The 26,441-nt window shown below is 41.3% G+C and carries 23 protein-coding genes and 1 pseudogene; 9 read left to right on the top strand and 15 right to left on the bottom strand.

Going from position 1 to position 26,441, the window contains the following annotated elements:
- Positions 1-114 precede the first annotated feature (114 nt).
- The 4 genes and pseudogenes from AC2SLN_RS10015 to AC2SLN_RS10000 all read left to right on the top strand — a co-directional run bounded on the left by AC2SLN_RS10015 (position 115) and on the right by AC2SLN_RS10000 (position 4,969).
- Positions 115-1,344: an AI-2E family transporter gene (locus AC2SLN_RS10015; RefSeq protein ID WP_486549139.1), complete on the top strand. Its 1,230-nt coding sequence runs from the start codon at positions 115-117 to the stop codon at positions 1,342-1,344.
- A 44-nt stretch (positions 1,345-1,388) separates the two neighbouring features.
- On the top strand, positions 1,389-2,549 hold the full coding sequence (locus AC2SLN_RS10010) for a 4-phosphoerythronate dehydrogenase (RefSeq protein WP_486549138.1): 1,161 nt from the start codon (positions 1,389-1,391) through the stop codon (positions 2,547-2,549).
- A gap of 474 nt (positions 2,550-3,023) precedes the next feature.
- The gene (gene epmA / locus AC2SLN_RS10005; protein ID WP_486549137.1) at positions 3,024-4,016 is read left to right on the top strand and encodes an EF-P lysine aminoacylase EpmA; all 993 of its coding nucleotides are present in this window, start codon (positions 3,024-3,026) and stop codon (positions 4,014-4,016) included.
- Between the two features lie 66 nt (positions 4,017-4,082).
- Positions 4,083-4,969: pseudogene (locus tag AC2SLN_RS10000) on the top strand (SDR family NAD(P)-dependent oxidoreductase).
- A gap of 91 nt (positions 4,970-5,060) precedes the next feature.
- Here the strand turns inward: AC2SLN_RS10000 and AC2SLN_RS09995 are convergent.
- From AC2SLN_RS09995 to AC2SLN_RS09965, 7 genes are all read right to left on the bottom strand, one after another.
- On the bottom strand, positions 5,061-5,243 hold the full coding sequence (locus AC2SLN_RS09995; RefSeq protein WP_486549136.1) for a zf-HC2 domain-containing protein: 183 nt from the start codon (positions 5,241-5,243) through the stop codon (positions 5,061-5,063).
- A 205-nt stretch (positions 5,244-5,448) separates the two neighbouring features.
- On the bottom strand, positions 5,449-6,069 hold the full coding sequence (locus AC2SLN_RS09990) for a sigma-70 family RNA polymerase sigma factor (RefSeq protein ID WP_486549135.1): 621 nt from the start codon (positions 6,067-6,069) through the stop codon (positions 5,449-5,451).
- A gap of 34 nt (positions 6,070-6,103) precedes the next feature.
- On the bottom strand, positions 6,104-6,784 hold the full coding sequence (locus tag AC2SLN_RS09985) for an HvfX family Cu-binding RiPP maturation protein (protein ID WP_486549134.1): 681 nt from the start codon (positions 6,782-6,784) through the stop codon (positions 6,104-6,106).
- 158 nt (positions 6,785-6,942) lie between these two features.
- The gene (locus AC2SLN_RS09980; RefSeq protein WP_486549133.1) at positions 6,943-7,887 is read right to left on the bottom strand and encodes an HvfC family RiPP maturation protein; all 945 of its coding nucleotides are present in this window, start codon (positions 7,885-7,887) and stop codon (positions 6,943-6,945) included.
- A complete protein-coding gene (locus AC2SLN_RS09975; protein WP_486549132.1) occupies positions 7,874-8,980 on the bottom strand; it encodes an HvfB family MNIO-type RiPP peptide maturase in 1,107 nt (368 codons plus the stop codon). Before AC2SLN_RS09975 ends, AC2SLN_RS09980 begins: the two co-directional genes overlap by 14 nt.
- A gap of 356 nt (positions 8,981-9,336) precedes the next feature.
- Positions 9,337-9,651, bottom strand: coding sequence for an HvfA family oxazolone/thioamide-modified RiPP metallophore (locus tag AC2SLN_RS09970; RefSeq protein ID WP_486530363.1), 315 nt, complete (start codon positions 9,649-9,651; stop codon positions 9,337-9,339).
- A 274-nt stretch (positions 9,652-9,925) separates the two neighbouring features.
- On the bottom strand, positions 9,926-10,210 hold the full coding sequence (locus tag AC2SLN_RS09965) for an HvfA family oxazolone/thioamide-modified RiPP metallophore (protein WP_486549131.1): 285 nt from the start codon (positions 10,208-10,210) through the stop codon (positions 9,926-9,928).
- Between the two features lie 362 nt (positions 10,211-10,572).
- Here AC2SLN_RS09965 and AC2SLN_RS09960 point away from each other — a divergent pair, with 362 nt between their 5' ends.
- On the top strand, positions 10,573-11,028 hold the full coding sequence (locus AC2SLN_RS09960) for a GNAT family N-acetyltransferase (protein WP_486549130.1): 456 nt from the start codon (positions 10,573-10,575) through the stop codon (positions 11,026-11,028).
- 333 nt (positions 11,029-11,361) lie between these two features.
- On the opposite strand, the gene AC2SLN_RS09955 is transcribed toward AC2SLN_RS09960, so the two are convergent.
- From AC2SLN_RS09955 to AC2SLN_RS09930, 6 genes are all read right to left on the bottom strand, one after another.
- Positions 11,362-12,408, bottom strand: coding sequence for a threonine aldolase family protein (locus tag AC2SLN_RS09955; RefSeq protein ID WP_486549129.1), 1,047 nt, complete (start codon positions 12,406-12,408; stop codon positions 11,362-11,364).
- Positions 12,409-12,596: 188 nt separating this feature from the next.
- A complete protein-coding gene (locus AC2SLN_RS09950; RefSeq protein WP_486549128.1) occupies positions 12,597-13,046 on the bottom strand; it encodes a YaiI/YqxD family protein in 450 nt (149 codons plus the stop codon).
- Positions 13,043-14,242, bottom strand: a complete 1,200-nt coding sequence (locus AC2SLN_RS09945; RefSeq protein WP_486549127.1) for a 5-(carboxyamino)imidazole ribonucleotide synthase — start codon at positions 14,240-14,242, stop codon at positions 13,043-13,045. Before AC2SLN_RS09945 ends, AC2SLN_RS09950 begins: the two co-directional genes overlap by 4 nt.
- 269 nt (positions 14,243-14,511) lie before the next feature.
- Entirely contained in the window at positions 14,512-15,060 is a 549-nt protein-coding gene (gene purE, locus AC2SLN_RS09940; RefSeq protein WP_486549126.1) for a 5-(carboxyamino)imidazole ribonucleotide mutase, read from the bottom strand.
- A gap of 126 nt (positions 15,061-15,186) precedes the next feature.
- Positions 15,187-16,149 (bottom strand): metallophosphoesterase, encoded by a 963-nt coding sequence (locus AC2SLN_RS09935; RefSeq protein WP_486549125.1) that lies wholly within the window; start codon positions 16,147-16,149, stop codon positions 15,187-15,189.
- Between the two features lie 217 nt (positions 16,150-16,366).
- A complete protein-coding gene (locus tag AC2SLN_RS09930; protein ID WP_486530370.1) occupies positions 16,367-16,522 on the bottom strand; it encodes a DUF1328 domain-containing protein in 156 nt (51 codons plus the stop codon).
- Between the two features lie 302 nt (positions 16,523-16,824).
- Here AC2SLN_RS09930 and AC2SLN_RS09925 point away from each other — a divergent pair, with 302 nt between their 5' ends.
- The 3 genes from AC2SLN_RS09925 (at position 16,825) to AC2SLN_RS09915 (ending at position 20,313) form a co-directional block, all read left to right on the top strand.
- Positions 16,825-17,385 (top strand): DUF421 domain-containing protein, encoded by a 561-nt coding sequence (locus AC2SLN_RS09925; RefSeq protein WP_486549124.1) that lies wholly within the window; start codon positions 16,825-16,827, stop codon positions 17,383-17,385.
- 127 nt (positions 17,386-17,512) lie between these two features.
- Positions 17,513-18,871: an FUSC family protein gene (locus AC2SLN_RS09920; protein ID WP_486549123.1), complete on the top strand. Its 1,359-nt coding sequence runs from the start codon at positions 17,513-17,515 to the stop codon at positions 18,869-18,871.
- 428 nt (positions 18,872-19,299) lie between these two features.
- Positions 19,300-20,313 (top strand): branched-chain amino acid aminotransferase, encoded by a 1,014-nt coding sequence (locus tag AC2SLN_RS09915; RefSeq protein WP_486549122.1) that lies wholly within the window; start codon positions 19,300-19,302, stop codon positions 20,311-20,313.
- Positions 20,314-20,449: 136 nt separating this feature from the next.
- Here AC2SLN_RS09915 and AC2SLN_RS09910 read toward each other — a convergent pair whose 3' ends face one another.
- Positions 20,450-21,496 (bottom strand): NYN domain-containing protein, encoded by a 1,047-nt coding sequence (locus tag AC2SLN_RS09910; RefSeq protein WP_486549121.1) that lies wholly within the window; start codon positions 21,494-21,496, stop codon positions 20,450-20,452.
- Complete coding sequence (parC, locus tag AC2SLN_RS09905; RefSeq protein WP_486549120.1) at positions 21,493-23,805, bottom strand: DNA topoisomerase IV subunit A; 2,313 nt, start codon at positions 23,803-23,805, stop codon at positions 21,493-21,495. Before parC ends, AC2SLN_RS09910 begins: the two co-directional genes overlap by 4 nt.
- Before the next feature lie 907 nt (positions 23,806-24,712).
- Between parC and AC2SLN_RS09900 the strand changes: the two genes are divergently transcribed.
- Positions 24,713-26,422, top strand: coding sequence for an AMP-binding protein (locus tag AC2SLN_RS09900; protein ID WP_486549119.1), 1,710 nt, complete (start codon positions 24,713-24,715; stop codon positions 26,420-26,422).
- Positions 26,423-26,441: the final 19 nt, after the last annotated feature.

The raw sequence follows: 26,441 nt of genomic DNA, 5'->3' as shown, positions 1-26,441 counted from the left end.
AAGTAATATTGTAAGCAAAAGTTACAAGTTATCATTATTCTTTCAAGTCTGAATGTCGCATAATAGGGGCGCTATAACTATTCGACAACTTCTGCTATTTTGGTAAGCCTTGCAATGATTGAAAACTGGACCCGAGAACTTGTGACTCAGCGAGTATTAACAGCTACCTTATTGGTAATCTTGTTTATATTATCTTTTCGTATTGTACAATTTTTTATTGTTCCTGCTTTGTGGGCCGCTATCATAGCTTATGTGACCTTTCCGCTATATAATTTTTTCCATAAAAAGGTAGAGCTTAGCCCTAATATTAGTGCAAGCATTATGACAGTAACCATATCTTTAATTATCGGTGTGCCCGTCGTTATGGGGCTGTTTGTATTGCAGCAAGAAGCCCTAAGTTTATACGGTAATCTGCTCTATCGACTTAAGGTCGGTTATGTCGATTTACCTGAAGAGATTAAAAATCTACCCGTTATTGGACAACAAGTAAAAGATATCTTGTGGGAGATAAATAAAAATCCAGAAGCGTCGCTGAATGCTTTTAAGATGTGGCTACAGTCGCACCTGTACTACGGCAAAGTGGCTCTTGATGCCATGTTAAGCAGCTTGGCCAAAACAGGTATGGCGTTTATGACGCTATTCTTTTTTTACCGTGATGGCATTAGCCTCATGAAGCAAATCCGTCAAGCCCTGCGCAATATTATTGGCAATCGTATAGACGGCTATATTGATTCGGTCGGTGGTACGACGCAAGCGGTTGTGTATGGCATTGGCTTGACTGCATTGGCCCAAGCTTTTCTTGCTGGCATCGGGTATTTCTTTGCAGGCGCCCCCAACCCGATACTGTTAACTATTTTAACCTTTGCGATTGCGCTCATACCTTTTGGTACGCCATTTGCTTGGGGTGGGGTGGTTATTTACCTATTTACTCAAGGTCATGCGACAGAAGCAATTGGATTGGCACTATGGGGCACATTGGTCATTAGTTGGGTGGATAATCTTATTCGCCCAATCGTTATCTCGGGAGCAACTAAGATCCCGTTTATCATTATTTTTATCGGTGTGCTTGGCGGATTAACGGCTTTTGGTTTTGTTGGCTTATTTATTGGGCCTGTCGTATTGGCCATTGCATTAGCTGTTTGGCGCGAGTGGATTAATCAGCATCGTAATATCATATTTGCGCCTTGTTATGCTCAGTTAGATGAGCATCAGTGGAGGCCTGCGGATAGACCTATGTCGTTTGAGATATCTCCGGATGTGGTTACTTTTAGCAAATACCCCTTTGCTGACTCGCCTATAGATGATTCTAAGCTTAGTGACGCCAGCCATGATAAAAACAAGTAGACTGTCGATTGCATCACTCATTTGAATAACGATTAGGATTAACATTGACCCTTACCATTATTGCCGATAGCAACATCGCCCATTTACACGATTATTTCAACGCTTCCGTTTTAAATCAACCTGTAAAAGTGATCGCAATGGCAGGGCGAGACATTACCAGTAGCGTTATCGAAAAACATCAGCCCCACGCGCTGCTTATTCGTTCAGTAACCAAGGTGGATGCCTCACTACTTGATATCAATCAGAGTGTAACGTTTGTGGGTTCTGCCACGATTGGTACGGATCATGTAGATCAAGATTATTTAGCAAAGCGACATATCGTCTTCAAAAATGCCGCAGGCTGTAGCAAGCACTCAGTAGCGCAGTATGTACTAACCGCCGCATTAACCTTGCGCCCTAGTTATTGGCAATCGTGTTCGCACTTGTATGGCGACTCTGCCCATCCTGCTGAGCCCATCAAACTGGGCATCATTGGCTTAGGAAATATTGGATCTACACTGGCAAAATATGCTCAGGATTTAGGCTGGCAAGTATTGGGTTACGACCCTTTTTTGCCACATTCCGATATCAACAATGCAAGCTTTGATGAGGTGCTCACTCAAAGTCAGGCAATTAGCCTGCATGTACCTTTAACAGCCCCAGACAGCAGTCCATATCCCACCTATCATCTAATGGGCAGTTCCGCCTTCGCAAAGATGCCCGTGAACACCTTATTGATAAATACAGCACGTGGGGCAGTGATTAGTGAGTCAGCACTATTAGCAGACTTAATGACCCATAAAAGGGATGTGGTTTTAGATGTCTTTGAATATGAGCCAATGGTCTCTACACAATTGCTTGAGCGCCTCTCAATAGCGACCCCCCATATTGCAGGCTATACACTGGAAGGCAAGCTGCGTGGCACCCAAATGATATTCGATGCCTTTGTGAAGGTATTTGGCCTAGAGGGGCAGGGTTCAGAAACTCAAAGCATAGACGGTCAAACTGAACCTCTAATGGATCAGTTATTGCCAGACAACCCTTATTCATGGGAGTCATTAAAAAATAACCCTGAGCGTTTATCGGAGTTTTATGACATTCAAGCGGATGATGCCCTGCTTCGACAAGCCGTAGACAGCAAGCGACAAAAAGTTATCGGTTCTGCTTTTGATTCTTTACGCAAAAACTATGCGCTACGCCGTGAATGGCAGTTCGATAACTCATAGCGTATACATGAATAAAGCAATCCTTTATTAATGGATGCGCTCGATTTACCAGTAAAACTTACATTAAAACAAAAACCAAAAGATAAAAAACAAAAGATGAGCCTTAATATCGGGGCTATTAAAAAGGGGAGAAATATGCAAGGCAAGTGTAGTCGTTCTTGCAAAGCTATGACCGTGCCTCGTCCCTCGGCAAAAGCAAGCCTAAGTATGATATGTAAATGTGATATGTGAGATAGGTTCGCTACAATTAAAGCATGGATACTTTAACACGGTGGTAACCTTGCATAAGGTGCTTTCTCTGATAAACGAGCTGCTGTTTACGTTTGATTCCTATTAGCAGTCTTAAAATGTGCCGATGATAGCGATACTGCAATGATCTATAAGCCAAAAACTGTGCCCTAACATCCAAACCCCTCTTTAAGACACGCCCTAATTATCCTTTCGTTATTTTATACTACCTTTTAAGAGTGAATCATGTCTCCTAAACCAACTATTATGCAACCCATTAATTATCATCCCAGTATGTCTTTGGATATGGCGCACAAACGAGCCGACATGTTGGCTAAGATTCGTCAGTTTTTCGCTCAGCGTGACGTGCTGGAAGTGCAAACACCCCTGATGTCTCAATCAGGCAATACCGATGTGTTTGTACCCTCGATAACCGCTAATGTAACCGTGCAAGATCAGCGAAAAACCTATTATTTACATACGTCTCCCGAGTTTGCTATGAAGAGAATGCTGGCAAGTTGGCAAGTGGCACTCTATCAGATATGCCCTGTTTTTCGAGATAATGAAGTGGGTAGCCGTCATAACTCTGAATTTACGATGCTTGAGTGGTATCGCCCTGGGTTTACTTTAAATGACTTGAGTCATGAGTTGGCTGATTTAATGGCGGTGTTGTATGGCCATCCTCAAATAATGACGCATTACAGCTATTCGCAAGCATTTTTAGATTATGTTGGTATCCATCCGTTATCCGCAAGCTGTGACGTGCTCGCTGGCATTGCGTCAGATAATGGGTTAGGCGGTTTGGATTTAGGCGATGATCATCAAGGTTGGCTTGATATGCTGTTTAGCCATTTGGTAGAGCCAAATTTGGGGCATGAGATGCCGACACTCATTATCGACTACCCACCTGCTACTGCTGCACTTGCCAAAATTGAAACAGATAAAGATGGTAATAAAGTTGCCCGCCGTTTTGAACTATATATCAATGGTATTGAGATAGCCAATGCCTATGATGAGCTGGCAGATAGGCAGGCACTGCAAGCTCGTTTTGAGCAGGATAATATCGACCGAGCAAAGCGGGGACTGCCTATCATACCCATTGATGAGCGTTTGTTGGCGGCTTGCGATGAATTACCAGAGTGTAGCGGTATTGCTCTAGGCGTTGACAGGCTTCTGATGGTTTTAACAGATGCTAAAAGTATCGATGAAGTGATGGGCTTTACCATAGCCAAAAGTTAAAACCTTAAACAGTCGAAAAATAATCTGTGTACTCGTTTGATGATAAGTTGATTAGGATATAAAAAGATGGCTCGGATAAATATGTCACACCTACCTTTTGAGGTCAGTAATAAAACAATTTTGATAACCGGCGGTTCAAGTGGGATTGGAGAGAGCACAGCCTATTTATTAGCTAATGCAGGGGCGCATGTGGTATTAATTGCGCGTTCGCAAGATAAGCTAGAAATAGTGAGAGAGAATATTATTAATGCAGCGGGCAAAGTGAGCACTTATAGCTGTGATTTAACAGACACTGCCGCTGTAGTTCATACCGCTCAGAAAATCTTAAGCCATCACAACCATATTGACGTGCTGATTAATAATGCGGGACGTTCGATTCGTCGTTCGGTGCGTGAATCGTCGCAACGTTTTCATGATTTTGAACGCACCATGGACATCAATTACTTTGGTGCAGTTAAGCTTATATTGGAGCTGTTGCCCAGTATGATAGAGCGCAAGTCTGGGCATATTATCAACATATCGTCTATTGGGGTATTGGCAAATAGTCCTCGGTTTTCGGCTTATGTGGCATCCAAAGCAGCGTTAGATGCGTTTAGTCGTTGCCTAGCTGCCGAAGTGAAGTCCAGAAATATCCATATCAGCACCGTTTATATGCCACTGGTCGCACCCCAATGATAGCACCTACTAAGCTATATAAATACATGCCTGCTTTAACGCCGGAACAAGCAGCTGAGATGATAGCAAAAGCCATTATCGATAAGCCACCTAGCGTTGCGAGTATGATGGGAAAATTTGCGTCTGCAACTTATGCGTTAGTGCCCTCAATTAATGTGGCGATACAGTCTGCAGGTTTTAGTGTTTTTCCAAGTACGAAAGCGGCACAAACCAAAGACCGTAAGCCTAACCTTATGCAAAAAGCTTTTGCCAAAATTTTACCTGGCGAGCATCATTAAATGATGCCAGTTGGTAAAAATAATATTTATCGCACCAGCTTATTCAGCCCATCGGCAAACTGTTTCTTATCTTTATCTGAATAAGACTGATTTAGGTGTCATTTTGAGATTTAAAAGACTGCATAATTTTACTCAACGTTTCTGTATTCTTATTAAAGGCTCTACAGCCTGGGCATAACATGAGATGAGTATTGAGACGTAGCTTTTCGCGAGCAGTGAGCTTTCTTTCTTTAGCATCACTGGCAATTTGGGTTATTCGTAAGCAGTCTTTCATGTTAATCCTAATAAAAGTTCTGTGACTATAGTCGAACAAGCCAGTCAATCAAGCCAATCAAGTTTAAAAGTGGTGTGAGACAAGACATGTGAGCGTAAACACTACTAGATCTGGCTGAGAAGACTTAAGGCAGTGATTTAACAATATATCTATAGTCTTTGATGCTTAATATTGACACGCCTACTCAATGTCATAAAATCTGTGTTTAGGTGGATTCGAACCAGCGAATGCTTAGACAGGTTTGTAAACCTAGCCTTGCTCTATGCATTAGTACGTAATAATAACTTGTACTAATCTCAAGAGTTTGACATATTTCACTGGTGCCAAGCTCAATGTATTCACGCATTAAGAAGGCGCGAGCTTGTTCACTGGGCAAATTAGTTAAGCAAGCTTCTAAAACTTGCCAAAACCCTTCTGATTGAACCTGAACGTCTGGATCACTCCAGCTGTTATCAAATTGGCTGGGCTTACTATTTGGGTACCAAGACCCTGCTTCATCAAATAGAGCATCTATCAAAGTATCTTCATTGCCATCTTGCATATCAGATAAACTAGACATCGTAGTATATTTGCTGTTTTTGCGTATATTATCGACAATCTTATTTTTTAAGATGGCAAATACCCAACTCTTAAAGGCCGCTTCGCCTTTAAATTGATCCCCATATTGTAGCGCCGCAATAAATGTTTCTTGAACCACATCTTCAGCTAAATGGTAATCGCCCAATTGGGATCTGGCAAAAGCAAGCATTTGCTGGCGCACTGACGCGACAAATTTAGGCGAAACTTTATCAAAATCTTCTGCTGAGGAGTTCGCGGGGTTTGTCATAGAAGGGCTCGTATATTGACTTTATAAAAACATATTAATGATTATGGTATAAGTTCCGATATTGACGCTTAAGCTGAGAGGGGTTTAACCAATAATCTAAGCTCATATAGCGTCCGCCGCCATAAAACAAAGTAACCAACAACATGATGGCGTATGTCGCCGCAAACTCTATACCATTGTTTAATATAGCAAAATTACCTGTTTCAGTCAGCCAGTCATAGTTGCCATGCGTTTGCAGTATTTCACGGGCTTTATCTAAACGAAGGGCAGCTTCTTGAGAGTTAGCAAGACTTGCGTCACTGCCCCAAAAGCCAAAGCTATTCATTAGGCTTGACATGCTTGTGTCTGGATTGGTTGGCGTAATGGCATACCAGCCATTTGCCCAGTGCACACTAACCATGGCCACTAACATAGTAATAATAAGTGAGAATGACACAAAACGTGTACCTACGCCAAGTAATAAAGCAAAACCCCCTAATAGTTCTGCGCCTATGACCAATACAGCCATAAGGCTAGGCATGGGTAATCCCAGTCCCCAATCGCTGTTGCCAAACCACTGAACAATATCTGAAAAGCCAGTTACTTTGTTCCATCCTGCGCTGATAAAAATAGGCGCAAGATACAAGCGAATCGCTAACGGAGCTAAAAAACTCAAAGATTCAAGTTTTAGAGTGCCTCTATTTAAAGGTTTTAGCAGATTAGAAAGAGCATTCATGGGTGTACCTTGTGCTAATTAAAAAGGAGTATTAAAAAAATGGTAAAACGGCAAATACAATCTAGAAGATAAACAATGAAATAAAAAGTTGTTATTTACGCCTCTAGATGCACTATTGGTAAGTCTTTTATCGGTTACCGACTATTATATGAAATTGACTATAGTTCAAAGGTTGGAAATAAAATGCCTTGTTGGGATAACTGCTCAAGCAAAGGCAATCCAAATTCGATTAAAGTAGTCTTGTTGTCATAGCCAAGCATCTGAGCAAATTCTTCAAGTAGAGAGGCCAGAGCAACAGGGCTTATTGCAATAGGCACTTGCGCTTTGATGAACTCAATCAAGGCGTGGGTTAGTGCATTTGTTTGCATAAATTCGACACTCTCATTTTTACGATAAACAATAAAGAAACTGTCGTCTGCTGATTCTGGCAGTTCATCACTACTGATCGTATGTACTGGCCACTGATAATGTAAATTCTGCACCGTTGGGTTAACCGTCAATAAGCTACTGGTTGGTGCATGATCCTCCTTTGATTCTGTCCTATCAGAGTTATCGAAAGTTGAATCAGGAAGTGTTTCAACCAGTAGCTCTACCCATTCATAGTGTGCGAGCTCGGCAAAATAAGGAGGTAGCCCTAAACGGTCAAGCTGTTTAGGTTGACTTAGGTAGTCAACGAAGCTTTGATTAATTTCAGTAAAGTAGGGGCTATGGCAGTGATGGTGTAAGAAAAACTGCTGACAGATTTTTTGCCAATCCTCCAAACTGATAAGGGTTTGGCAGACAGGAAAGCATTGAGTCAAAAACCCACAGACATTATTAAAAACAAGCGTTTGGTAAAGCTGACTTACTCGCTCGATTCTACTTGAAGGTAGACGGCTAGGTTCAGCGCCTTGATAGGAATGGTTATCCGAAGACTGCCTTGGTTCAATGGGTAAAACCTGTGTTGAATCCCCTTTATCTTGAAGACGTAGATACTGCCCAAAACTATTTTGGAATTCGGCTAAAGAAGGGGCTTCAGAAAATACTTCGCGGGTGCTGGTTGAGTGATTTAAATAATTTTCTTGTTGAAGTAAGCCTTCTGTTTGCTGTTTAAAAGACAACATGGTAACTCTCCTTTTGCAGAGATGGGGGGCAATTACCATTTATAGTCTGTTTAATATAGTCTGTTGAGGAGTTGGCTTTGTTTGCTGTGTTAGTATTTATGGTATGGCTTTTATCGGAGCTATTTGTATGAAGTCTGTTTTTACCAGAGCTATGTTTACCAGAGCTATGTTCATAAGATTTCTGCTCACAAAAGCTATTTTGTATCTGCCTGATGTGATTAACTTCTGATATTAACTCGGACAAGTCCGGAAAATTAAAGTCACGTTCAAGGCACGTAGGTAGACGACTCGCAGACACACCTGTTTTATTTTCAATCAGTGCGTAAGCGTCAGCCAAAAGTGCCCAAACGGGATCTATCACGTTGCTACCATGGGTATCGATGATAAGACCATCGTCATCGATAAAATGTCCAGCCACATGCATATAGCAAGTTCGCTCAAGGGGCAGTTGACGTAAATAATCATGTGCATCAAAGCCGAAGTTCTGACTATTCACATAGATATTATTAACGTCTAAATGTAATAAACAATCTGCTTCCTCAGTAACGGCGCTAATAAATTCGGCATCACTCATATCGCTGTGCGGCGGTACAAAGTAGTATGACGCATTCTCAAAACCTATTTGGCGCCCTAGAATGTCTTGCGCCTTTTTAATACGATCAGCGACCCAGTGCACTGCCTCTTCGGTACAGGGTATGGGTAGTAGATCGTATAGGTGTCCTGACTCATCGCTGCACCAAGATAAATGCTCCGTATATAAGTCGATGTTGTGCGTATTCATAAAAGATTTTATGTTGTGAAGCAGTGCTGTATCTAACTGAGCGGTACTACCGATTGATAAAGATAAACCGTGACAAATAAAGGGATGTTGCTCACTAAATTCACGCAACTGTCTCGCGTATTGCCCTCCCATTTGGCCATTAGAATTAAGCCAGTTTTCTGGAGATATCTCAAAAAAATCAATCTCGGATAAATCTGCATCCCTCATTTTGTTTAATAATTCACGACGAAATCCAAGCCCTGCACCGCTGAGTTGATGGCTGCTAATCTCTGTCGTTTCTGATGCTATAGACGTTGGGAGTGTTGAGGTCATGATTATCCTTAAAACTTTTACTAATGAGACTTGTTGATATGTGGCGCTATATAGTCTGTCCAATGCTAAATGATGGGTTAAATAATGCTTAAATGACTAAGGTTATACCCTCGCTAGCCATACCATTTTATAGCGTGCACTCAGTTTCCTTACTGTAAGTTTAAATTGGTTTGACAGTCGTTATATAGTTAGCTTCCTAAATGTTTGGGACGATATGAGCATTGCTAGATAGGGCTGATTGGAAATCAGTGGCTATTTTCACTCGTTTAATTGTCTCGATAACTATCTTAAGGCAATAGGAAACTAACTTTATCGATCTTTATTACTTTTATTGCTCTTTATAATGAAATGATGATTTACTGATTACCACCACATTTGGCTTCGCCACATTTGCCGTCAGCTTTTTTAGCGGTCTTCTTTAAATCAGCACCGCATTTGGCATCGCCGCACTTAGCATCCGCTTTTTTATCCATAGTGGTGGCATGCCCTGCACATGATCCGTCAGCTTTTTTATCCATTTTGTGAGCAGCGCATGAGCCTTCTTTAGCTTTGCTGCTATTTTGATAGCCGTCGTGCATTGGCTTGGTGGAAAATGGATTGTTAGTGGCACAACCGCTTAAAGTAACTAGAGAGCCTAAGGCTAATGAGGTAAGGATTGATGATTTATTCATAATAGTTTCCATATTTTTGAGTGAATTAATGTTTGAATGAGTGAATAAAAGTGGCTTTGCAAGCTCATTAAACCTGAAAGCTATTTGCCTAAACTTTTATCACATTCTATTGTTAAAGGGTTGAACGTCAAATTAGATGTATATGGTGTCAAAATACATTCACTATGTTGTTGAGCTTCCTGAAGGTACGTCTTGTACTATCTAAGGTCGGTAGTCTTGCAGTGCCATCATTTGAGTTCAAAACTTGAACGGATGGAATATACTAACGTCCATATTAGCTCCCGCATTTGCCTTCACCACATTTACCCTCTGCTTTTTTGACGGTCTTTTTTACACTGGCACCGCACTTAGCATCGCCACATTTACTATCTGCTTTTTTAGTGGTTTTTTTCACACTAGCACCGCACTTTGCATCACCGCATTTGGCATCATGAGCCTTGCTATGGCTTTGATGTGCATTTTGCATAGGTTTGGCATCAAATGGATTTGCAGCATTGGCTCCGCCCATTGCCATGAGTGAACCTAGCGCTAAACTGGTAATAACTGACATTTTTTTCATGATGAACTCCATTGATAATAGGGATTAGGTAAAGGTTATGAATGAACAGTGTCAAAACTTAAGCCCTGTAAAAGATGTGTCATCAATAGCAATGGCAAGTTATCATACTGTTATAGATTAGACGTAAGAGAGGGGCATTTTCTTACACTTATTTTTTAAATATTTAAAAATAAATATTCGTGGTTAGGCTAACCTATTGATATTAAAAATAAATGTTTATAATAAAAGTTGCTATAAAGTAGAAAAAAGTTCAAATAAAAAGCTTATTGAGTAAAAAGGGTTAGGTAAAAGCAAGTTAGTTTTGACAGTTATGTAAGATAATTTGAATGGACAGGCAGACAACGTAGCACGGGAGGCTCAATATGATTGACGTTGCAAAACAGATAGATGCCTATCAGATAGCTTATGTCATAAGAGACAGTATTTTATCTTGTACGGCTGATCACCACAATAATGAAATTATCATAAAACAATGGCTTGAAAATAAGACGCCAAAAAATATTAAAGACTGGATTGCCCAGAATTTTGCTTTAGTCTTTAGACAAGACGACACTGACAAGATAGCAGGATTTATTTTAGTGTCAGAAAAAGGGGCGGTGTTACTGAATTATGTTAGTCCCGATTGTCAAAATAAAGGAGTTGGCGGTAAATTACTTGAGAGGATAAAAGTACAATATCGACAACAAGGCGTAAAAGAGCTGTTTGCAGAGTCAACGTTAACCGCAAAACCATTTTATTTAGCGCATGGATTTAGTGTGATTGAGGATGTGTTTGAAAACGGCTGCTTGGTTGCTCATCGAATGGTTGTGACTCTCTAATTACGGCAACCCATCTATCAGCCCATCAGCGCACCAACTTACTTACCTCATTTGCAAAGCCACAACCAATGACTTTCAGGGTAATCGGTGGCAATTTTCGTACTTTAATGGTCTGGTTTGCCACAACAATAAAATAGCAGGTGTATTGTGCGTATTGTCATGAATCACAGTTTTAATGATGAAGCCATAACTGCTAATTTTAATACAGTGTTGACCTCCCTAGATGTACTATTTTCGGTAGTCCGTCTTGTACTTCAATTATCCGCCTATAACGCCTATAATGAAGTTCTCAACGGTAAATATGAGGGATTGAAACATATAATCTCGGGTTTTTTAACATTGTTGCAAAAGCTGAATAAATTTATCAACGTGAGTCTCAGGCGTCGCCCAAGAGGTAACAAGTCTTACAATGCTACGATTATCGTCAAGCGCTTCCCATTCATAAAACATAAACTCAGCTTTTAATTTTTTGATGACTTCTTGAGGTAAAATAGCAAAAACTTGGTTGCTCTTGGTATCAGAGCTTAGTTGATAGCCACTATTTTGTATTCCCTTTGCTAGTTTCTCTGCCATAGTATTGGCATGAGCACATAATGTTAGAAATTTATTATTTTCTAATAAAACACAAAACTGTAGCGCTAAAATATAGCCTTTAGCCATCAATCCACCATGACGTTTAAGGTAGATATTGAAATCAGTTGCAAGCCTAGGGTTTGGGATAACAATCAACTCTCCAAACAATGCTCCCATTTTTGTGCCACCAATCCAAAAAATATCTGTAAACTGAGCTATATCAGCTAATGTTAAATCTTGATGAGTGCTGGCTAGTGCAGCACCGAGTCGTGCCCCATCCATTAACACTAACATATCATGTTGACGGCAATAGTCTGATAAAGATTTTAGCTCATCATAAGTGTATACCGTACCAATTTCAGTAGCGTTAGATATATATATGGCTTTTGCACGAACAACATGTGGCTTCTTAAATGCATGACGTTTTCGTAGAGCATCCACAGCTTCTACGGTTAATTTACCCTCCACTGGTTCTGCTAATATAATTTTATGTCCTAACGCTTCAATAGCACCCGCTTCATTAATGGCAATATGACCAGAGCTACAAGCTATAATCCCATCAATCGGCGACAACATGGCATCAATACAGACAAGATTCGCTTGTGTACCCGTCATGCAAGGATGTACAGCTACCTCATCACTTTTCTCGTAACCATCATTAGTCAATTTCTGGCGAATAATTTGAGTAATTTTATCGGAGTAGGTATCAAAGCCATAGCCTTCATATTGTGTCAGATGTAGGTCCTGCATGGCGTTGATGATATCTGGATGGGCGCTTTCACAGTAGTCATTCAAGAAAAAGTACATAGCAATCTCGTAGATAATAATGCAAGGTTAAAATCGATTTATTTAGCGTATACATTTAACGTATAGATTTATCGTTATTGAGGATGCGTATGAAGGAGGGCGGACGCTTGGTTGCTCATCGAAGGGTTGTTACTTTATAAAGAAAGGGTTTAAAAGAATGATAGCTACTCTTTAGTTCTACCCAACCATTAACGCACCAACTTATTCAGCCCATCTGCAAACGCCTTTTTGTCCTTATCAGAATAGGGTTTTTGACCACCCATTTGGGTTAAATCAAGTACCCCAGTAGAGCGCATGGTGTCCATAAAGTCACGGGCGTTTAGCTTTTGCTTGATGTTATTCTTATCATAAATAATACCATGTGGCGTGAGCACTTGCCCACCATTGTCTAGCACGTCATTGGCTAAAGGAATATCACTGGTAATGACCAAGTCGCCGTTTTCGACATTATCAGCAATATAATCATCCGCCACATCAAAGCCCGAGCCAACTACCTTCATGGTAATCAGTGGCGATTTTCGAACTTTAATAGTCTGGTTCGCCACAAAAATAGCAGGCGTATTGGTACGAATCACTGTCTTAATGATTAAGTCTTTAACCACCAACGGACAAGCATCGGCATCTATCCAAATTTTCATTTAGCTAGACCCATTGGGTTTGGTAGAGTAGCAACCAGTTTTTTTAATGCGGGCTCTAGATTAGCCACATCATTAGGCATCAAGGTTATGTGTGCAATTTTGCGGTCTTCCCGCTCCTCTTTATGATAGGTATGATAATGGGTGCCATCGATGCTTAGTACCTCTGCAATATTTGGATATTTGCCCAATACGTTAACCATAATAGAGGGATGGACGTTGTCAGTATCGCCAAGAGGTAGACCAACCACAGCGCGAATATGATTTTCAAACTGGCTAGTAACCGCACCCTCAATGCTCCAATGACCAGAATTATGCACGCGTGGGGCAATCTCGTTAGCCAGAATGATATCCTTGCCCTCATTGTCTTTGCTGACAAATAGCTCTAGTGCCATCGTGCCGACATAGTCTAGGTGGGTCATGAGCGTTTCGATGGCTGATGTTGCCGCAGGCAAAAGATGACTGGTGCCAATCGCTGGGGCTTGTGATTTTGCTAAGATTCCGTTGTGATGATAGTTCTCGACCAAGTCATAAGTGCGCATACTGCCATCTTGAGCACGGCTTGCAATAATCGATACCTCACGGCTAAATTTGATAAAGCCTTCTGCTATTAGCGGTGCAGGGGTAGGTGTTAAGTCTCCTTTACCGGTTACTGCATCGCCAAGCACTTGCCATGCCTCATTAATATCCTTGGGCGACTTAACCACAAACTGCCCCTTACCGTCATAACCACCACGGCTTGTTTTTAAGACTAACGGTGTGCCTAATCGCTCACAAGCAGTGTTTAAATCAGACTTTGAACCAACTGACATAAAGGGCACAGTGGCAATAGCCAGTTCATTAAACAAGGTTTTCTCTGATAAACGATCTTGGGTAACTTGTAGTGCATGTGGCGGTGGATACATGCCTTGTTTGATGCCTTTATCTGCCAAATCTTTAAGTTTACGCACTGTTTCCAAAGGGGTATTTTCGAACTCTAGGGTAAACACATCTGCGTTAGCAATAAACTCATCGAGCTGTTCACTAGTAAAAACCTCGCCAAATAACGACGCAGGGCATTTCGGTGCATCCTCTAAAAAGACGCAACGGTAGCCAAGGGGTAGTGCAGCCTCAGCGAGCATCATACCGAGCTGGCCGCCTCCAAGGATGCCAATGGTACGAATCTTTTGATTAGCAGGGTAAGCGTTAGCTGTGGTCATGATGGGCTCGTATTAGCAGTTTGATTGGTCAAAAATACAAAAAGGTGCTATTAGCACCTTTAATTTAAGGTTTGGATCATAACGATAATTAAGATAATTAAATAGTAAATCTGAAAACAACCGTACTTTGTCAAAGTCGCTAACCCTACTGTTTGTAGAGCTCTCATTCACAGGTTAATGTTCAGATTGGCTATAAGTATAACAGAAATTATTCCGGTTATAGCGTCAGTTAGCCTTGTCATAATTCAGATTGGCTTAAGCAGTTGCCGCTAATTATTAATAATACCAGGGGTTGGACTCGCTAAAATAGTATTGGTTTGATTTTCACGGAACGCAACCAACTGTTTGGCGAGACTGCCATCCTGTAGCGCCAGTATCTGAACGGCTAATAACGCTGCGTTATAAGCGCCCGCCGTACCTATGGCTAAGGTGCCTACCGCAATCCCTTTCGGCATTTGTACAATTGACAGTAGACTATCCCAGCCACTTAAGGTGGATGACTTCACAGGCACTCCTAACACAGGCAGCTCGGTTTGGCTCGCACACATGCCTGGCAGATGAGCCGCTCCTCCGGCCCCTGCTATAATCACTTGTAGCCCTTTGGATTTAGCCGATTTAGCATAATCAAATAGTTTATCTGGAGTGCGGTGTGCTGAGACCACTTCACATTCAAAAGCCACGCCAAAGTCAGCGAGCAATTGCGCTGCCAAATTCATGGTTGCCCAATCCGACTGCGAGCCCATAATAATACCAACTTTAGCTGTGCCCACAGGAGACTCAATAGGGTTGGGTTGCTCGGGTTGCTGTATCTTTGACACGGCTATATCCTTTAGAAAAACCTCAATGATACAAAATTTTTACATCAATAAAAAGTGTAAAAGTCATTACTTTGTATATTTAAAAAGCATTAGGGCGTAAGGCCATATAAATTATGAGGATACGCCCTAGTCAGGAATGTATTGGACAAAGTTATCTTTTGATAACGGCATTGGGTTAGTAGTGTCAAATAGGTAGGCCGTTAAATAGCCAGAGCCCGCAGCGGAATAATCTGTACAAACAACTTGTGGGCTAAGCGGTTCTGGTGTACCCTGCATCCAATAATGACCCACAAAAACAGGCTTGGTTGTTTGTAGTTTAAAGTCAACATGGTCAATCATAGCGCCTTGCGGAATCTGTGCTAAATCCGCAGGCATGGCCCGTGCAATATCAATAATACGCTGGCCGCTAAGATTATCCTGCCACCAGTTGACTCGTACTCTTGAGCGTACTGTGCCATCTTTATCGGTAAAAGTAACATTCTCTGGCAACGGTGCCTCAACACCTTTAAGAACACGTTCTAGTGCCTCATATTCCGCTGAGCCTTTCTGTCCGGTACGCTGCAAAGCATCTTCGGTTAATCGATTAGCTTCTGTCAACAGGGGTTTAAGCACGTTCATCTGATCGACATGCCAGCACGCATGAACAAAACAAGCGTGCTCAGTCTCAATCCATAATGGCAACTCGTAGAAGCGTTTTAGCCAATATTTATGACGTTTTGATCCAAAGGGAACTTCATTTAGAAACTCTTGGTGCTGACGAGTATGTGTGGTGTTATGAGTACGTAAATAACGCGAATTATCTGACAGCTTATTTTCAGTAGCATAGGCAAGGGCGTTGTATTCATGATTGCCCATCACGCAATCTGCAACCCCAGCATCAATCATGGCATAAACAATCTGTAAGGTTTCAACCTCCTCTGTACCCCTATCGATCAAGTCGCCAATAAACATGGCACGATGACCTTTCGGCGGCTGATAATAAGGATTGCCAGATTTGAGATCAGTGTGCACGGTATAACCAAGCTTATTTAACAAGCCTTTAAGTTTTGTAGCATGGCCGTGGATATCGCCAATGACATCATAAATCATAAATGCACTGCACCTTTTAATTACTGATATTAATTACCGATTTTGATTGCTGATTTTAGTTATTTTTTGCTTAAGTTACTCTTCGCTTAAGTTATTCTTTGCTTAATTAGTATACCGTATTGTCATATTCGTATTGAATCCTTCCCCCAAAACTAGAAAAGCACCTGATAACAGGTGCTTTCCAGCATTTTTTTACTTAAAATTAGGTCTTACTTGCTTATGTTTTGCGTGAAATAAAACTCACAATAAATAAAATAACTGCGATTGCTAAGAAAATATAAGCAAAGTTTTTGCTTAATCCAGCAACACCACCAAATCCTAGGAAACTAGCAATCAAAGCGATAACGGCAAATATGATAGCCCATCTAACCATAACATCCTCCTAAAAAAACCTAAATAAAAAAAAGGGAATATAACTTAGTCAAGTCTAGCGTGTAAAATACAGTTGGACACTCTAAAACTCTCGATTTTTAAGTGACCCGATTTTTAAATGAAATGCTAAGAGCTTTTAAATAAAACGCTAACAACACTTTAAGAATAGCCGATTTAATTGTAACGAGAGTAAAGTATTGTTATCTATTATAGGTAGTACTGTTTTAACATCATATTTTTCGTAGGTTTGTAGAGAATGTGCGCTAAGCTTTAATAACAGCTTTAAGTTTAATAGGAAAGATTATGAAAGGGTCAGACTGGTTGGCAATAGAGTGGAGTCAGGCCGTTGGCATTGTGTTATCTGCCATTGGTATTTATGTTGGATTAATGCTATTTACTCGGCTAATGGGGCTACGTAGCTTTTCCAAAATATCTAGCCATGACTTTGCCATGACAGTAGGGGTAGGGAGTATTTTGGCATCTACTATATTGTCTAAGACGCCCTCATTAATTCAAGGCTTAATAGCTATGGCCATATTGTTTATCTTGCAAGCAGTCGTTTCTGCGCTGCGCCGGAATATAAAACCGATTAAAGATTTAGTAGATAACGAACCTTTAGTTCTGATGGCACATGGAGAATATCATTGGGATAACCTCAAAAAGGCTAACTTAGCTAAAAGTGATATTCAAGAAGTGCTTCGCAAAAATGGGCTGAAATCAAAAAGTGAGGTATTTGCCGTCGTGATGGAAACCACTGGTGATATGAGTGTCATTAAGCAAAATGATGTTCAACCTGATATTGACTTATTTGATGATATCAGAGAGTGTGAAGACTTGATTAATAATGAAAGATTTAAGCGTTAATTCGTGCATTATGTTTAACAACCTGTATTCATAAGCTAAAGTTAGGGTATTTAGGATTGTGAGTCCTGTTATATATATGGGGCGTAAATAACACTATAATGGCCCATCCATCAACTGAACCATTAAAATGAAAAAAACACTTAAAACACGCCTAATTGCTCCCTTTGTTGAGCCATATTCTCGCTACCAATATGCAGACATACTGCATGCTTTTAGACTGGGAACCGCTGTTGTAGTATCTCTTATTATCAATCATTTCAGCCAATTTCCGCATGGCGAATGGACCACCATTACCATTTTTATTATTCTGGGTTTGCTACAGTATCAAGGTGCTATCTATACCAAAGCCAAAGAGAGAATACTGGGCACGCTTTTGGGTATTGGTGTGGGTCTGAGTCTACTGTGGTTGGGTCACCATCTGCTCACAGATATTTGGTTATACTTTTTACTGATAGGTATTATCAGTGGCATTATTGGCTATTATGCGGTTAAACAGCTGGGTTATATTGGTTTATTGACGGGTATAACCATGTGTATGATTATCTCTAGTACCAGCGATGTGGCGAGCGACGGCATGTACCGCGCCCTGAATGTATTGATAGGTACTTTAATCGCTGTAGCAGCTACCTTTGTTGTGCCCCTAAAATCCACCCTTATGTGGCGATTTTTATTAGCGAAAAACCTCGATGCCTGTGCTGATATGTACGATGGCGTTGAAGCTCATATTTCAGATCCTAATATTGTCCCGACTCATCAAGATACCTCTAACATCAGGGCGGTAAAAGACAGTGGCGGAAGTCTGAACGCCTCACAATCCATTGAAAGTGTAAGTGGGTCAAATTTTGAACAACAGAACCTCGTTAATACAGAGCAAACGGTGCAAGCTCATATTGATTTGGGGGCAACAACGGCAACGTCTTTAGATGGTATGGCAGACCATACTGAGGCAAGCTTTGTTGATACCGATATGGTACAGCAATTTAAAAAAATCAATCAGCGTTTGCTGAGAGTACGCGGACACATTGCTGCAACCGCAAGCGAATCTGGCATTGATACCCCAACATTGGATATGATTCAACGTACCCATCGTAATATTATTGGTACGATTGACTTACTGCTTAGTGCTGCACCGCATCTTGCCTATATTCCCATTGATAGCGAAAATCGTGTGCTGCTGGATCATTATCACCATGAGCTGACACAGGCAATGCGCCATATGGCAGCAGTACTTAGAAGCCCGAGTGATGAGGTATTTCGTCCCATTACACGTATTCCGGTCTCCACTTACCCCAGCGTCCGCCACTTAGAATTTGAATGGAAAGGCTATTTTTGGCTGACGCAAACCTTGCAAAGCCAGCTGCAAAGTTTGAGTGACTTATTACAACACAGTAAAGATAAGTGGTTTGCCGCGTCGGGTCTGCGTTATCAGCGTCAAGAGCAGCGTCGCATCCATGCACATGGTGGCGAGAGTGATTTAGATGTTTGAGACTTGATAGCAAAAGCAGCTTAGTCTTACCCTTCATGCGTGCATCGCTTTGCTTGTGCGACCTCCTTGTCTAAGCAAATGCCTGCTTATAAATGCCCAACTTATAAATGACCATAAATACCTATAAATGTTCATAAATGACTATCAATATATGACTATAAGAGACTATGCATCAAGGGACTATGCATCAAGGCACTATGCATCAAACTGAGGATAAACTTATCATTGCTCATTGACTACTTGTTAATCAGTGCTTGTTAATCAGTGCTGGTTAATCATTGCTATTAAGAATACCTCAACTCTCACAAGCATAAATTCTCTATAGCTAATAGTGTCAATAGTGGTTAAGATATTATAATAAATTTTGATTAGACCTACCTCATGCGATAGCATCTTGTTAGACAGGATAAAATAAATCGTAGAAAATAATGAAAATAAGGAGCAAGAAAATGGCGAACAATGAATTTGGTAGCGTGTTTTTTGATGAAATGACAATAGCGTCATATGATGGTCAAGCATGGTCAGACACCAGCCTTGTGCCGTCAAATAGCTTATCACTGCACCCTGCCACTCATGTTTTACATTATGCCAGCACTTGTTTTGAAGGCATGAAGGCGTTTCGTACCCATGATGGCAAAATTAATATATTCCGAATTGATGACCATGTTCGCCGTATGCAAAATTCAGCACGAGCCTTATATTTACCAGTGCCCGACGCCGAGCAGCTAAAGTCAATGATTATTGACCTGCTTGTCAAATACCGTGATGAGGTTCCCGCCTTTCCAAGCGCTGCCTACATTCGCCCCACGCTTATCGGAACCGATCCCTCCATTGGCCGAGCCGCAGCTCCCAGCGAAACCGCTTTATTGTATGTGCTAATATCTCCCGTTGCCGATTACTTTGTGCCGGGATCAGGCATGCGTGTGCTGCTCAATACTACTGACTTACGCTGTGCGCCTCACTTTGGCGCAGTAAAAAGTGGCGGTAATTACGCCTCTGCACTTGGGCTTGTCATGAAAGCCAAAGAGAAATACGGTACTCAGCAAGTCATTTTTGCGCCAAATGGCGATGTACAAGAAACTGCAGCCGCCAATTGCCTACTTATCAACGATCAAGAAGTGATTACCAAATCGTTAACCAGTGAATTTTTGCCCGGTATTACCCGTGACTCCGTTTTAAAAGTAGCACAGACGCTTGGGTACAAAATTACTGAACGCACCATTCAAGCTGAAGAACTTATAGAATGGACAAAAACAGGCGAGATTGCCTTATCAGGAACGGCTGCCGTATTAACCCCCGTGACCGAAGTGGTCTATCAAGATGACATTTATCCCGTCAAAGGCGGCACACGATCGCCAAACACCGTCAAAATCCGTAAAGCTTTAAACGACATTCAGTGCGGCCTAGCTGAAGATCCTTTTGGCTGGATTACGCAGATTTAATACAATTAAATAACAACGTTTAAAAAACAAAAAAGAGCCTCAATTCAATTAAGGCTCTTTTTTTATTTGGCATTGTATTGAGATTTTAGAATGAATTTATCATGTTTGAGGCAATTCACATTGCCTATATTATGGGTTAAGGTGTCATACGTACAAGACTTCCATCCTTTGAAATCTCAATAATATTTGAGTAAATGGCTAAAACCTTTTGTTCAATATCATGGTCTGATAGGCGATTTAACGGTTCATTTGGTTGTTCAGCGAGAGATTGTACCAAGTCAGGCAGTTTGACCCATCCCTCAGTATCTTTGTTCACGTTATTCAAACGTTTAATCGTTTTTTGAACCTTTTCAATAAATGGCGTAAAGTTAAACTTTCTAACAAACATCTGGCTATTTTCTATTTTAGTTTCAAACTTCACAAGCTTTTTAAGTAAGGTAGAGAGTTTAGAGCGACCATAGGTACGAGGGTCAAAGTCGGGTTTAACGTTGTTAATATACGTTCCAACAGTAGACAGACTTGCCCAGCCATCATCATCAGAGTTGTCTTTAATAGCTCTATAAATGAGATTTAACGTTGGCAAATCTATTTCAGTCTTATCTGTTTTGTTTGGATCAGGCGTGGATTGTTCAATATCGTCTTTGTGCTTTGATACGTTATTTATAGTCTTTTTTTCATCAGTAGTAGGTGCTGGTTTAGGATGATTGTCAGACTTTAAGTGATGGCTATTTGATATTTCTGAATTAGTATCTAAATTAGAGTCTATGTTTTCAACATAGATAAACTTATCACATGCATTTACAAAAGAAGATACGGTTTTCTTTTCGCCAAAACCATACACCAACAGCCCGCTCTCACGGATACGTGAGGCTAATGGCGTAAAGTCACTGTCGCTAGAAATAATACAAAATCCATCTAAATCTCCAGCGTAAAGTAAATCCATGGCGTCAATGACCAATCGCATATCTGTGGCATCTTTTTGAGCCACATAAGCAAACTGCTGTACTGGTGTGATGGCATTCGGTAATAATTTATCACGCCATGATTGAAGTGAATCCACACTCCAATCGCCATAAATTCTTTTGACACTTGCAATGCCATACTTTGCAATTTCTTCTAGTATCGCTTCAATATTGCGATGCGAAGAGTTATCAGCGTCAATCAATACGGCAAAACGTTTCACTGAGCAACCTCAACGGCATCTACATTCTGGAAGCCACGTGGTAATTGACTGCCCCGGTTGCCTCGCTTGCTGGTATAGTTGGCTAAATCATGCGGCTTTAAGGTCACATGGCGTTTGCCAGCAGTGATGACCAAACTGTCGGCGTGATGGAGCGGGGTCACGGCAATCACTTCTTCGCCTTTTTTAAGATTAATCAGCTTATTGCCTTTGCCCCGTTGCTGTTCAGGCAACTCATCGATAGGGAATATCAGCAAATAACCGGCTGACGTGACCACTGCAATTTGGTCCTGTGCGGCTTTGTCCATTGTGCTTTTTTCGTCTGAGCCATCGGAGCTGTCAGATACTTCTTTCACGTCAATTTCGGCAACGTTTAGCAGGTGTGCATTACCTGTAAAGTTGATGATGTTTTTGCCTGCTTTTTGGTTGGTGTCTAAGTTACCAAGCGTGTTGATAAATCCATAACCCTGTGAGCTAGCTAAGATAATGCGCTGGGTGTCATCGCCAGCGAGTAGCTGGGTAAACTTAGCGCCAGCAGGAGGCTTTAACACACTGGTTAATGGGTCGCCTTGACCACGCGCTGACGCTAACGTGTGTGCTTCAATGCTATAGCTTCGGCCAGTGCTGTCCATGATGTAAATCTTCTGGTTGGATTTGCTTCTGACATGGGCTTGATAGCTATCCCCTGAGCGATAACTCATACCAGCGGCATCAACATCGTGACCTTTTGCTGCACGGATCCAGCCCGCTTGCGATAAAATAGCAGTAATGGGCTCGCTTGGCACAAGGTCAGACTCTTTAAGCGCAGTCGCCTCATCACGCTCAACAATGGGTGATATGCGCTCATCGCCGTGTTCTTTCATATCCGCTGTCAGCTCTTCAGCCATCAGATTGTTTAGACTATCAGGGTTATCAAGCAGCTCTTGAATGGTCGCTCGCTCTGCGGCAAGCTCATCTTGTTCGCGTTTAAGCTCAATTTCCTCAAGCTTAGCAAGCTGGCGCAGGCGAATATCTAGGATGGCGTTGGCTTGAATCTCGGTTAAATCGTAGCGAGTCATCAACTCCATTTTTGGATCATCTTCTTCACGTATTATCCGAATGACCTCATCAATATTGAGGTAGGCAATCAGCAAGCCCTCTAAGATATGCAAGCGCTTATCAATCTTATCGAGGCGGTATTGCAAGCGGCGGGTGACCACATTGCGGCGGCATATGAGCCACTCGGATAAAATTTGTTTTAGATTTTTGACTTGTGGTTTACCATTAAGGCCAATCATATTCATATTGACGCGGTAGTTGGATTCTAACTCTGTACTGGCAAATAGGTGACTCATCACTCTGTCGACATCGACACGGGTTGAACGTAGCTCTAACACAATACGGCAGAAGTTTTCGTGATCTGATTCATCATGAATGTCCACTACCCAAGGTAGCTTTTTGTCGGTCATGAGCTTGGCAATCTGTTCTTGAATTTTATTGCCAGAGACTTGATAGGGGAGAGCGTCGATAATAACCAGATTCTTTTCGTTCTTATCAACGTGATACACCGCGCGCATTTTATAACTGCCACGTCCTGTTTCGTACATGGCTTGCAAGTCTTTCTTAGAGGTTATAATCTCAGCTTTGGTCGGTAAATCAGGCGCAGGGATAGATTGGGTTAATTGCTTGACCGAAAGATCAGGGTTTTTAAGCAGACGAATCGCCGCCCGTACCACTTCATTTAGATTATGTGGCGGAATATCAGTTGCCATACCAACCGCAATACCTGTCGTACCGTTTAGCAGAATGTTGGGAAGACGGGCGGGCAAAGTAACGGGTTCTAGCATCGAGCCATCAAAGTTATCTTGCCAGTCTACGGTGCCTTGTCCTAGTTCAGCGAGCAGGGTATTGGCATAGGCGGACATTTTCGCTTCGGTATAACGCATCGCCGCAAATGACTTTGGATCGTCTGGACTGCCCCAGTTACCTTGACCGGTAATAAGCGGATAGCGATAACTAAACGGCTGAGCCATCAATACCATGGCTTCATAGCAAGCAGTATCACCATGTGGATGATATTTACCAAGCACATCACCCACGGTGCGAGCCGACTTTTTAGGTTTTGCGGTCGACTTAAGCCCCAACTCACTCATGGCGTAGACGATGCGGCGCTGAACAGGCTTTAAACCGTCGGCAATATTAGGCAGGGCACGATCCATAATGACGTACATGGCGTAGTTTAAATACGCCTGCTCAGTAAATTCAGCAACGGATCGGGTATCCATTGGCTCACTTGGGATAGGGCTATCAGGGGGACTTATAGTGTCAGACATAATGAGAGGGACTGCCTTATTGGTTTGAGATTGTTAACATATTGGTTTTCTTTTAGAACCTGTATTCACAACCTATAATTGGTTGTTTTCGCCTGAAACAAGCCACTATTATTAGTTAAAGTTAGGATTAAATAGAGTGATTATTCAACCCGAGCTTTTAACTTAATGGTGCCTCGTATTGACTCATTTTATTCTAAAAATCTCCTAACTTTAGCTGATGAATACAGGCTCTTAGTTTTTTGAATAAATAGTTTTTTGGATGAATAGCTATTCAATGTTTGGTTATTTAATATTTGCTTATTTAATATTTGCTTATTTAATACTTGGTTATTAACAACTTGGCTATTCAGTGTTTATTGGTTATTAAGTCATTAATTAATAGGTTTGCAGTATCCTAGCTTAAATTGCTGCAATAGAAAAGACGATGTATGCGTCATACGTCAACAGATGGCGCAAAGAAGTCGTCAAGCGTCATCATAGTCATAAGCATTATGGTGCTTTTTATACAACTTATATGATAAAAGGTCATTTATCAGATGGCATCATTAAGAGGATTTTCATTGCGCCTCATCATCATATAGGGGTATAGCCAAGATAGGGGTATAGTCAAGGCATTTATAACCCGTCTAACTATTTAGATCGTATTGACTTTTTAATTCATCATATAAGTCATTAGGCATAAGTTTTATATATAAGAGGGCATTAATGTGTTATTTTTGGATATCAGACTTTCAAATAATAGCATTTTGGAACCAAGCGTCCTGTTAATACCAGCATTAACCGTGAGTAGAAACAGAAAAAACAGACCTGACCCGTCAAATAAAATATAATTTTTTAATAGATTTTTGATTAGTATAGATAAAAAATCTATGAAAGAGTAAGTATTAACACAGGAGATCTACAGGTTATGGACAATCATGACACCCTCATTCGCTATAACGATAAACCTTGGTTAGAAATCTATGAAAAACTAGGGGTGCAGTATGATGTGACACTGCCGCCAGCCGATACCAGTTTAATAGACATATTCGAACAGTGCTTTACGGACTATAAAGGTAAAACTGCTTTTGTATGTATGGGCGCCGCGCTTTCTTATGACGAGTTAGACCAATATAGCCGAAAAATTGCCGCGTATTTGCAGTCACTAGGGCTTGAAAAAGGCGATAAAGTGGCGGTCATGATGCCAAATATTTTGCAATCTCCTGTGACAATACTGGGGGTGTTGCGGGCAGGATATACCTTAGTAAATGTTAACCCATTGTACACTTCTAAAGAGCTGGCGCACCAGCTAGAAGATTCTGAGGCCAAAGTACTGTTTATATTAGAAAACTTTGCTAAGACCTATGCCGATATTGGTAAGGATCTGGTCGATCACGTTATCGTGGCATCTATGGGCGATTTAATGGGGTCGTTTAAAGGCTTGCTTGTCAATACGGTTGTACGCCATATTAAAAAGCTAGTACCAGATTACGCCATTAAAAACAGTGTGACCTTTAAAAATGCTTTAAATCGATTTTCTACGGGGCATTATAAACGTCCTAACAATATCGTTTTAGAAGATGTTGCCGTGTTGCAGTATACGGGCGGTACCACTGGCGTGGCTAAAGGTGCCATGCTGACTCATGGTAACTTGGCAGCTAACTTGATTCAGTGTAATCTGTTTTTGGGTGAGGCGTTTGATTCATACAAAAGCGAACAAGCGGTCATTTTAACAGCGTTGCCGCTCTATCATATTTTTTCGTTTACCGTCTGTGGTATGTTTGGGTTGTATCGAGGATGTATTGGGTTGTTAGTACCGAATCCTCGGGATTTAGATAGCTTGATTAAAGATTATAAAGCGTATCCACCCGCATTCTTCCCAGCAGTTAACACGCTGTTTAATGCGCTTGCCAATGATAAGACGTTTCAAAAACTTGATCACAGTATGCTAAAGATGTCTATGGGTGGAGGTATGGCGGTTTTAAAAGATACCGCTGATAAGTGGCAGAAATTAACGGGAAATATTATCGTACAAGGTTATGGGCTGTCAGAAACGTCGCCTGTCGCATCAGCAAATCATCCCCGAGTGTCAACTGAATTTACGGGCAATATTGGTACTCCAATCCCCGGTACGGAAATGGCAATTCTAGATGAAGAGGGTAACGAGGTTGAGCGCGGCGAGATATGTGTGCGTGGGCCGCAGGTTATGAAAGGCTACTGGCATCGTGAAGAAGCCACACAAGAGGTTATGACCGATGATGGTTACTTTCGTACCGGTGATATTGGTATTATGAGTAATGAAGGTGTTTTCACTATCGTTGATCGCAAAAAAGATATGATTATTGTCTCTGGATTTAACGTCTATCCAAACGAAGTAGAAAATGTCATGGCAGATCATCCAAAAATCTTAGAGTGTGGTGTCATTGGGGTTGAAGACAGCAGAACGGGTGAGACACCTAAGATATTTGTGGTACGTAGCGATGAGAGTTTGACTGAACAAGAGGTACTACAGTTTGCCCATGACAACTTAACGGGATATAAGCGCCCACGTATTGTTGAGTTTATTGATGAGTTACCTAAATCTAACGTCGGTAAAATACTGCGTAAAGATTTGCGTAAGCTTGAAGCGTCTAGATAGTCAAAATAGCAGCAAGCTT

It is taken from the genome of Psychrobacter sp. CX90, from assembly GCF_057396305.2.
This window is presented reverse-complemented; position numbering and strand designations above follow the sequence as displayed.

Coding starts and splice junctions, on each gene's coding strand:
- AC2SLN_RS10015 (WP_486549139.1), top strand. CDS start 115: ATGATTGAAAACTGGACCCGAGAACTTGTGACTCAGCGAGTATTAACA.
- epmA (WP_486549137.1), top strand. CDS start 3,024: ATGTCTCCTAAACCAACTATTATGCAACCCATTAATTATCATCCCAGT.
- AC2SLN_RS09995 (WP_486549136.1), bottom strand. CDS start 5,243: ATGAAAGACTGCTTACGAATAACCCAAATTGCCAGTGATGCTAAAGAA.
- AC2SLN_RS09990 (WP_486549135.1), bottom strand. CDS start 6,069: ATGACAAACCCCGCGAACTCCTCAGCAGAAGATTTTGATAAAGTTTCG.
- AC2SLN_RS09985 (WP_486549134.1), bottom strand. CDS start 6,784: ATGAATGCTCTTTCTAATCTGCTAAAACCTTTAAATAGAGGCACTCTA.
- AC2SLN_RS09980 (WP_486549133.1), bottom strand. CDS start 7,887: ATGTTGTCTTTTAAACAGCAAACAGAAGGCTTACTTCAACAAGAAAAT.
- AC2SLN_RS09975 (WP_486549132.1), bottom strand. CDS start 8,980: ATGACCTCAACACTCCCAACGTCTATAGCATCAGAAACGACAGAGATT.
- AC2SLN_RS09970 (WP_486530363.1), bottom strand. CDS start 9,651: ATGAATAAATCATCAATCCTTACCTCATTAGCCTTAGGCTCTCTAGTT.
- AC2SLN_RS09965 (WP_486549131.1), bottom strand. CDS start 10,210: ATGAAAAAAATGTCAGTTATTACCAGTTTAGCGCTAGGTTCACTCATG.
- AC2SLN_RS09960 (WP_486549130.1), top strand. CDS start 10,573: ATGATTGACGTTGCAAAACAGATAGATGCCTATCAGATAGCTTATGTC.
- AC2SLN_RS09955 (WP_486549129.1), bottom strand. CDS start 12,408: ATGTACTTTTTCTTGAATGACTACTGTGAAAGCGCCCATCCAGATATC.
- AC2SLN_RS09950 (WP_486549128.1), bottom strand. CDS start 13,046: ATGAAAATTTGGATAGATGCCGATGCTTGTCCGTTGGTGGTTAAAGAC.
- AC2SLN_RS09945 (WP_486549127.1), bottom strand. CDS start 14,242: ATGACCACAGCTAACGCTTACCCTGCTAATCAAAAGATTCGTACCATT.
- AC2SLN_RS09935 (WP_486549125.1), bottom strand. CDS start 16,149: ATGATTTATGATGTCATTGGCGATATCCACGGCCATGCTACAAAACTT.
- AC2SLN_RS09930 (WP_486530370.1), bottom strand. CDS start 16,522: ATGGTTAGATGGGCTATCATATTTGCCGTTATCGCTTTGATTGCTAGT.
- AC2SLN_RS09925 (WP_486549124.1), top strand. CDS start 16,825: ATGAAAGGGTCAGACTGGTTGGCAATAGAGTGGAGTCAGGCCGTTGGC.
- AC2SLN_RS09920 (WP_486549123.1), top strand. CDS start 17,513: ATGAAAAAAACACTTAAAACACGCCTAATTGCTCCCTTTGTTGAGCCA.
- AC2SLN_RS09915 (WP_486549122.1), top strand. CDS start 19,300: ATGAAAATAAGGAGCAAGAAAATGGCGAACAATGAATTTGGTAGCGTG.
- parC (WP_486549120.1), bottom strand. CDS start 23,805: ATGTCTGACACTATAAGTCCCCCTGATAGCCCTATCCCAAGTGAGCCA.
- AC2SLN_RS09900 (WP_486549119.1), top strand. CDS start 24,713: ATGGACAATCATGACACCCTCATTCGCTATAACGATAAACCTTGGTTA.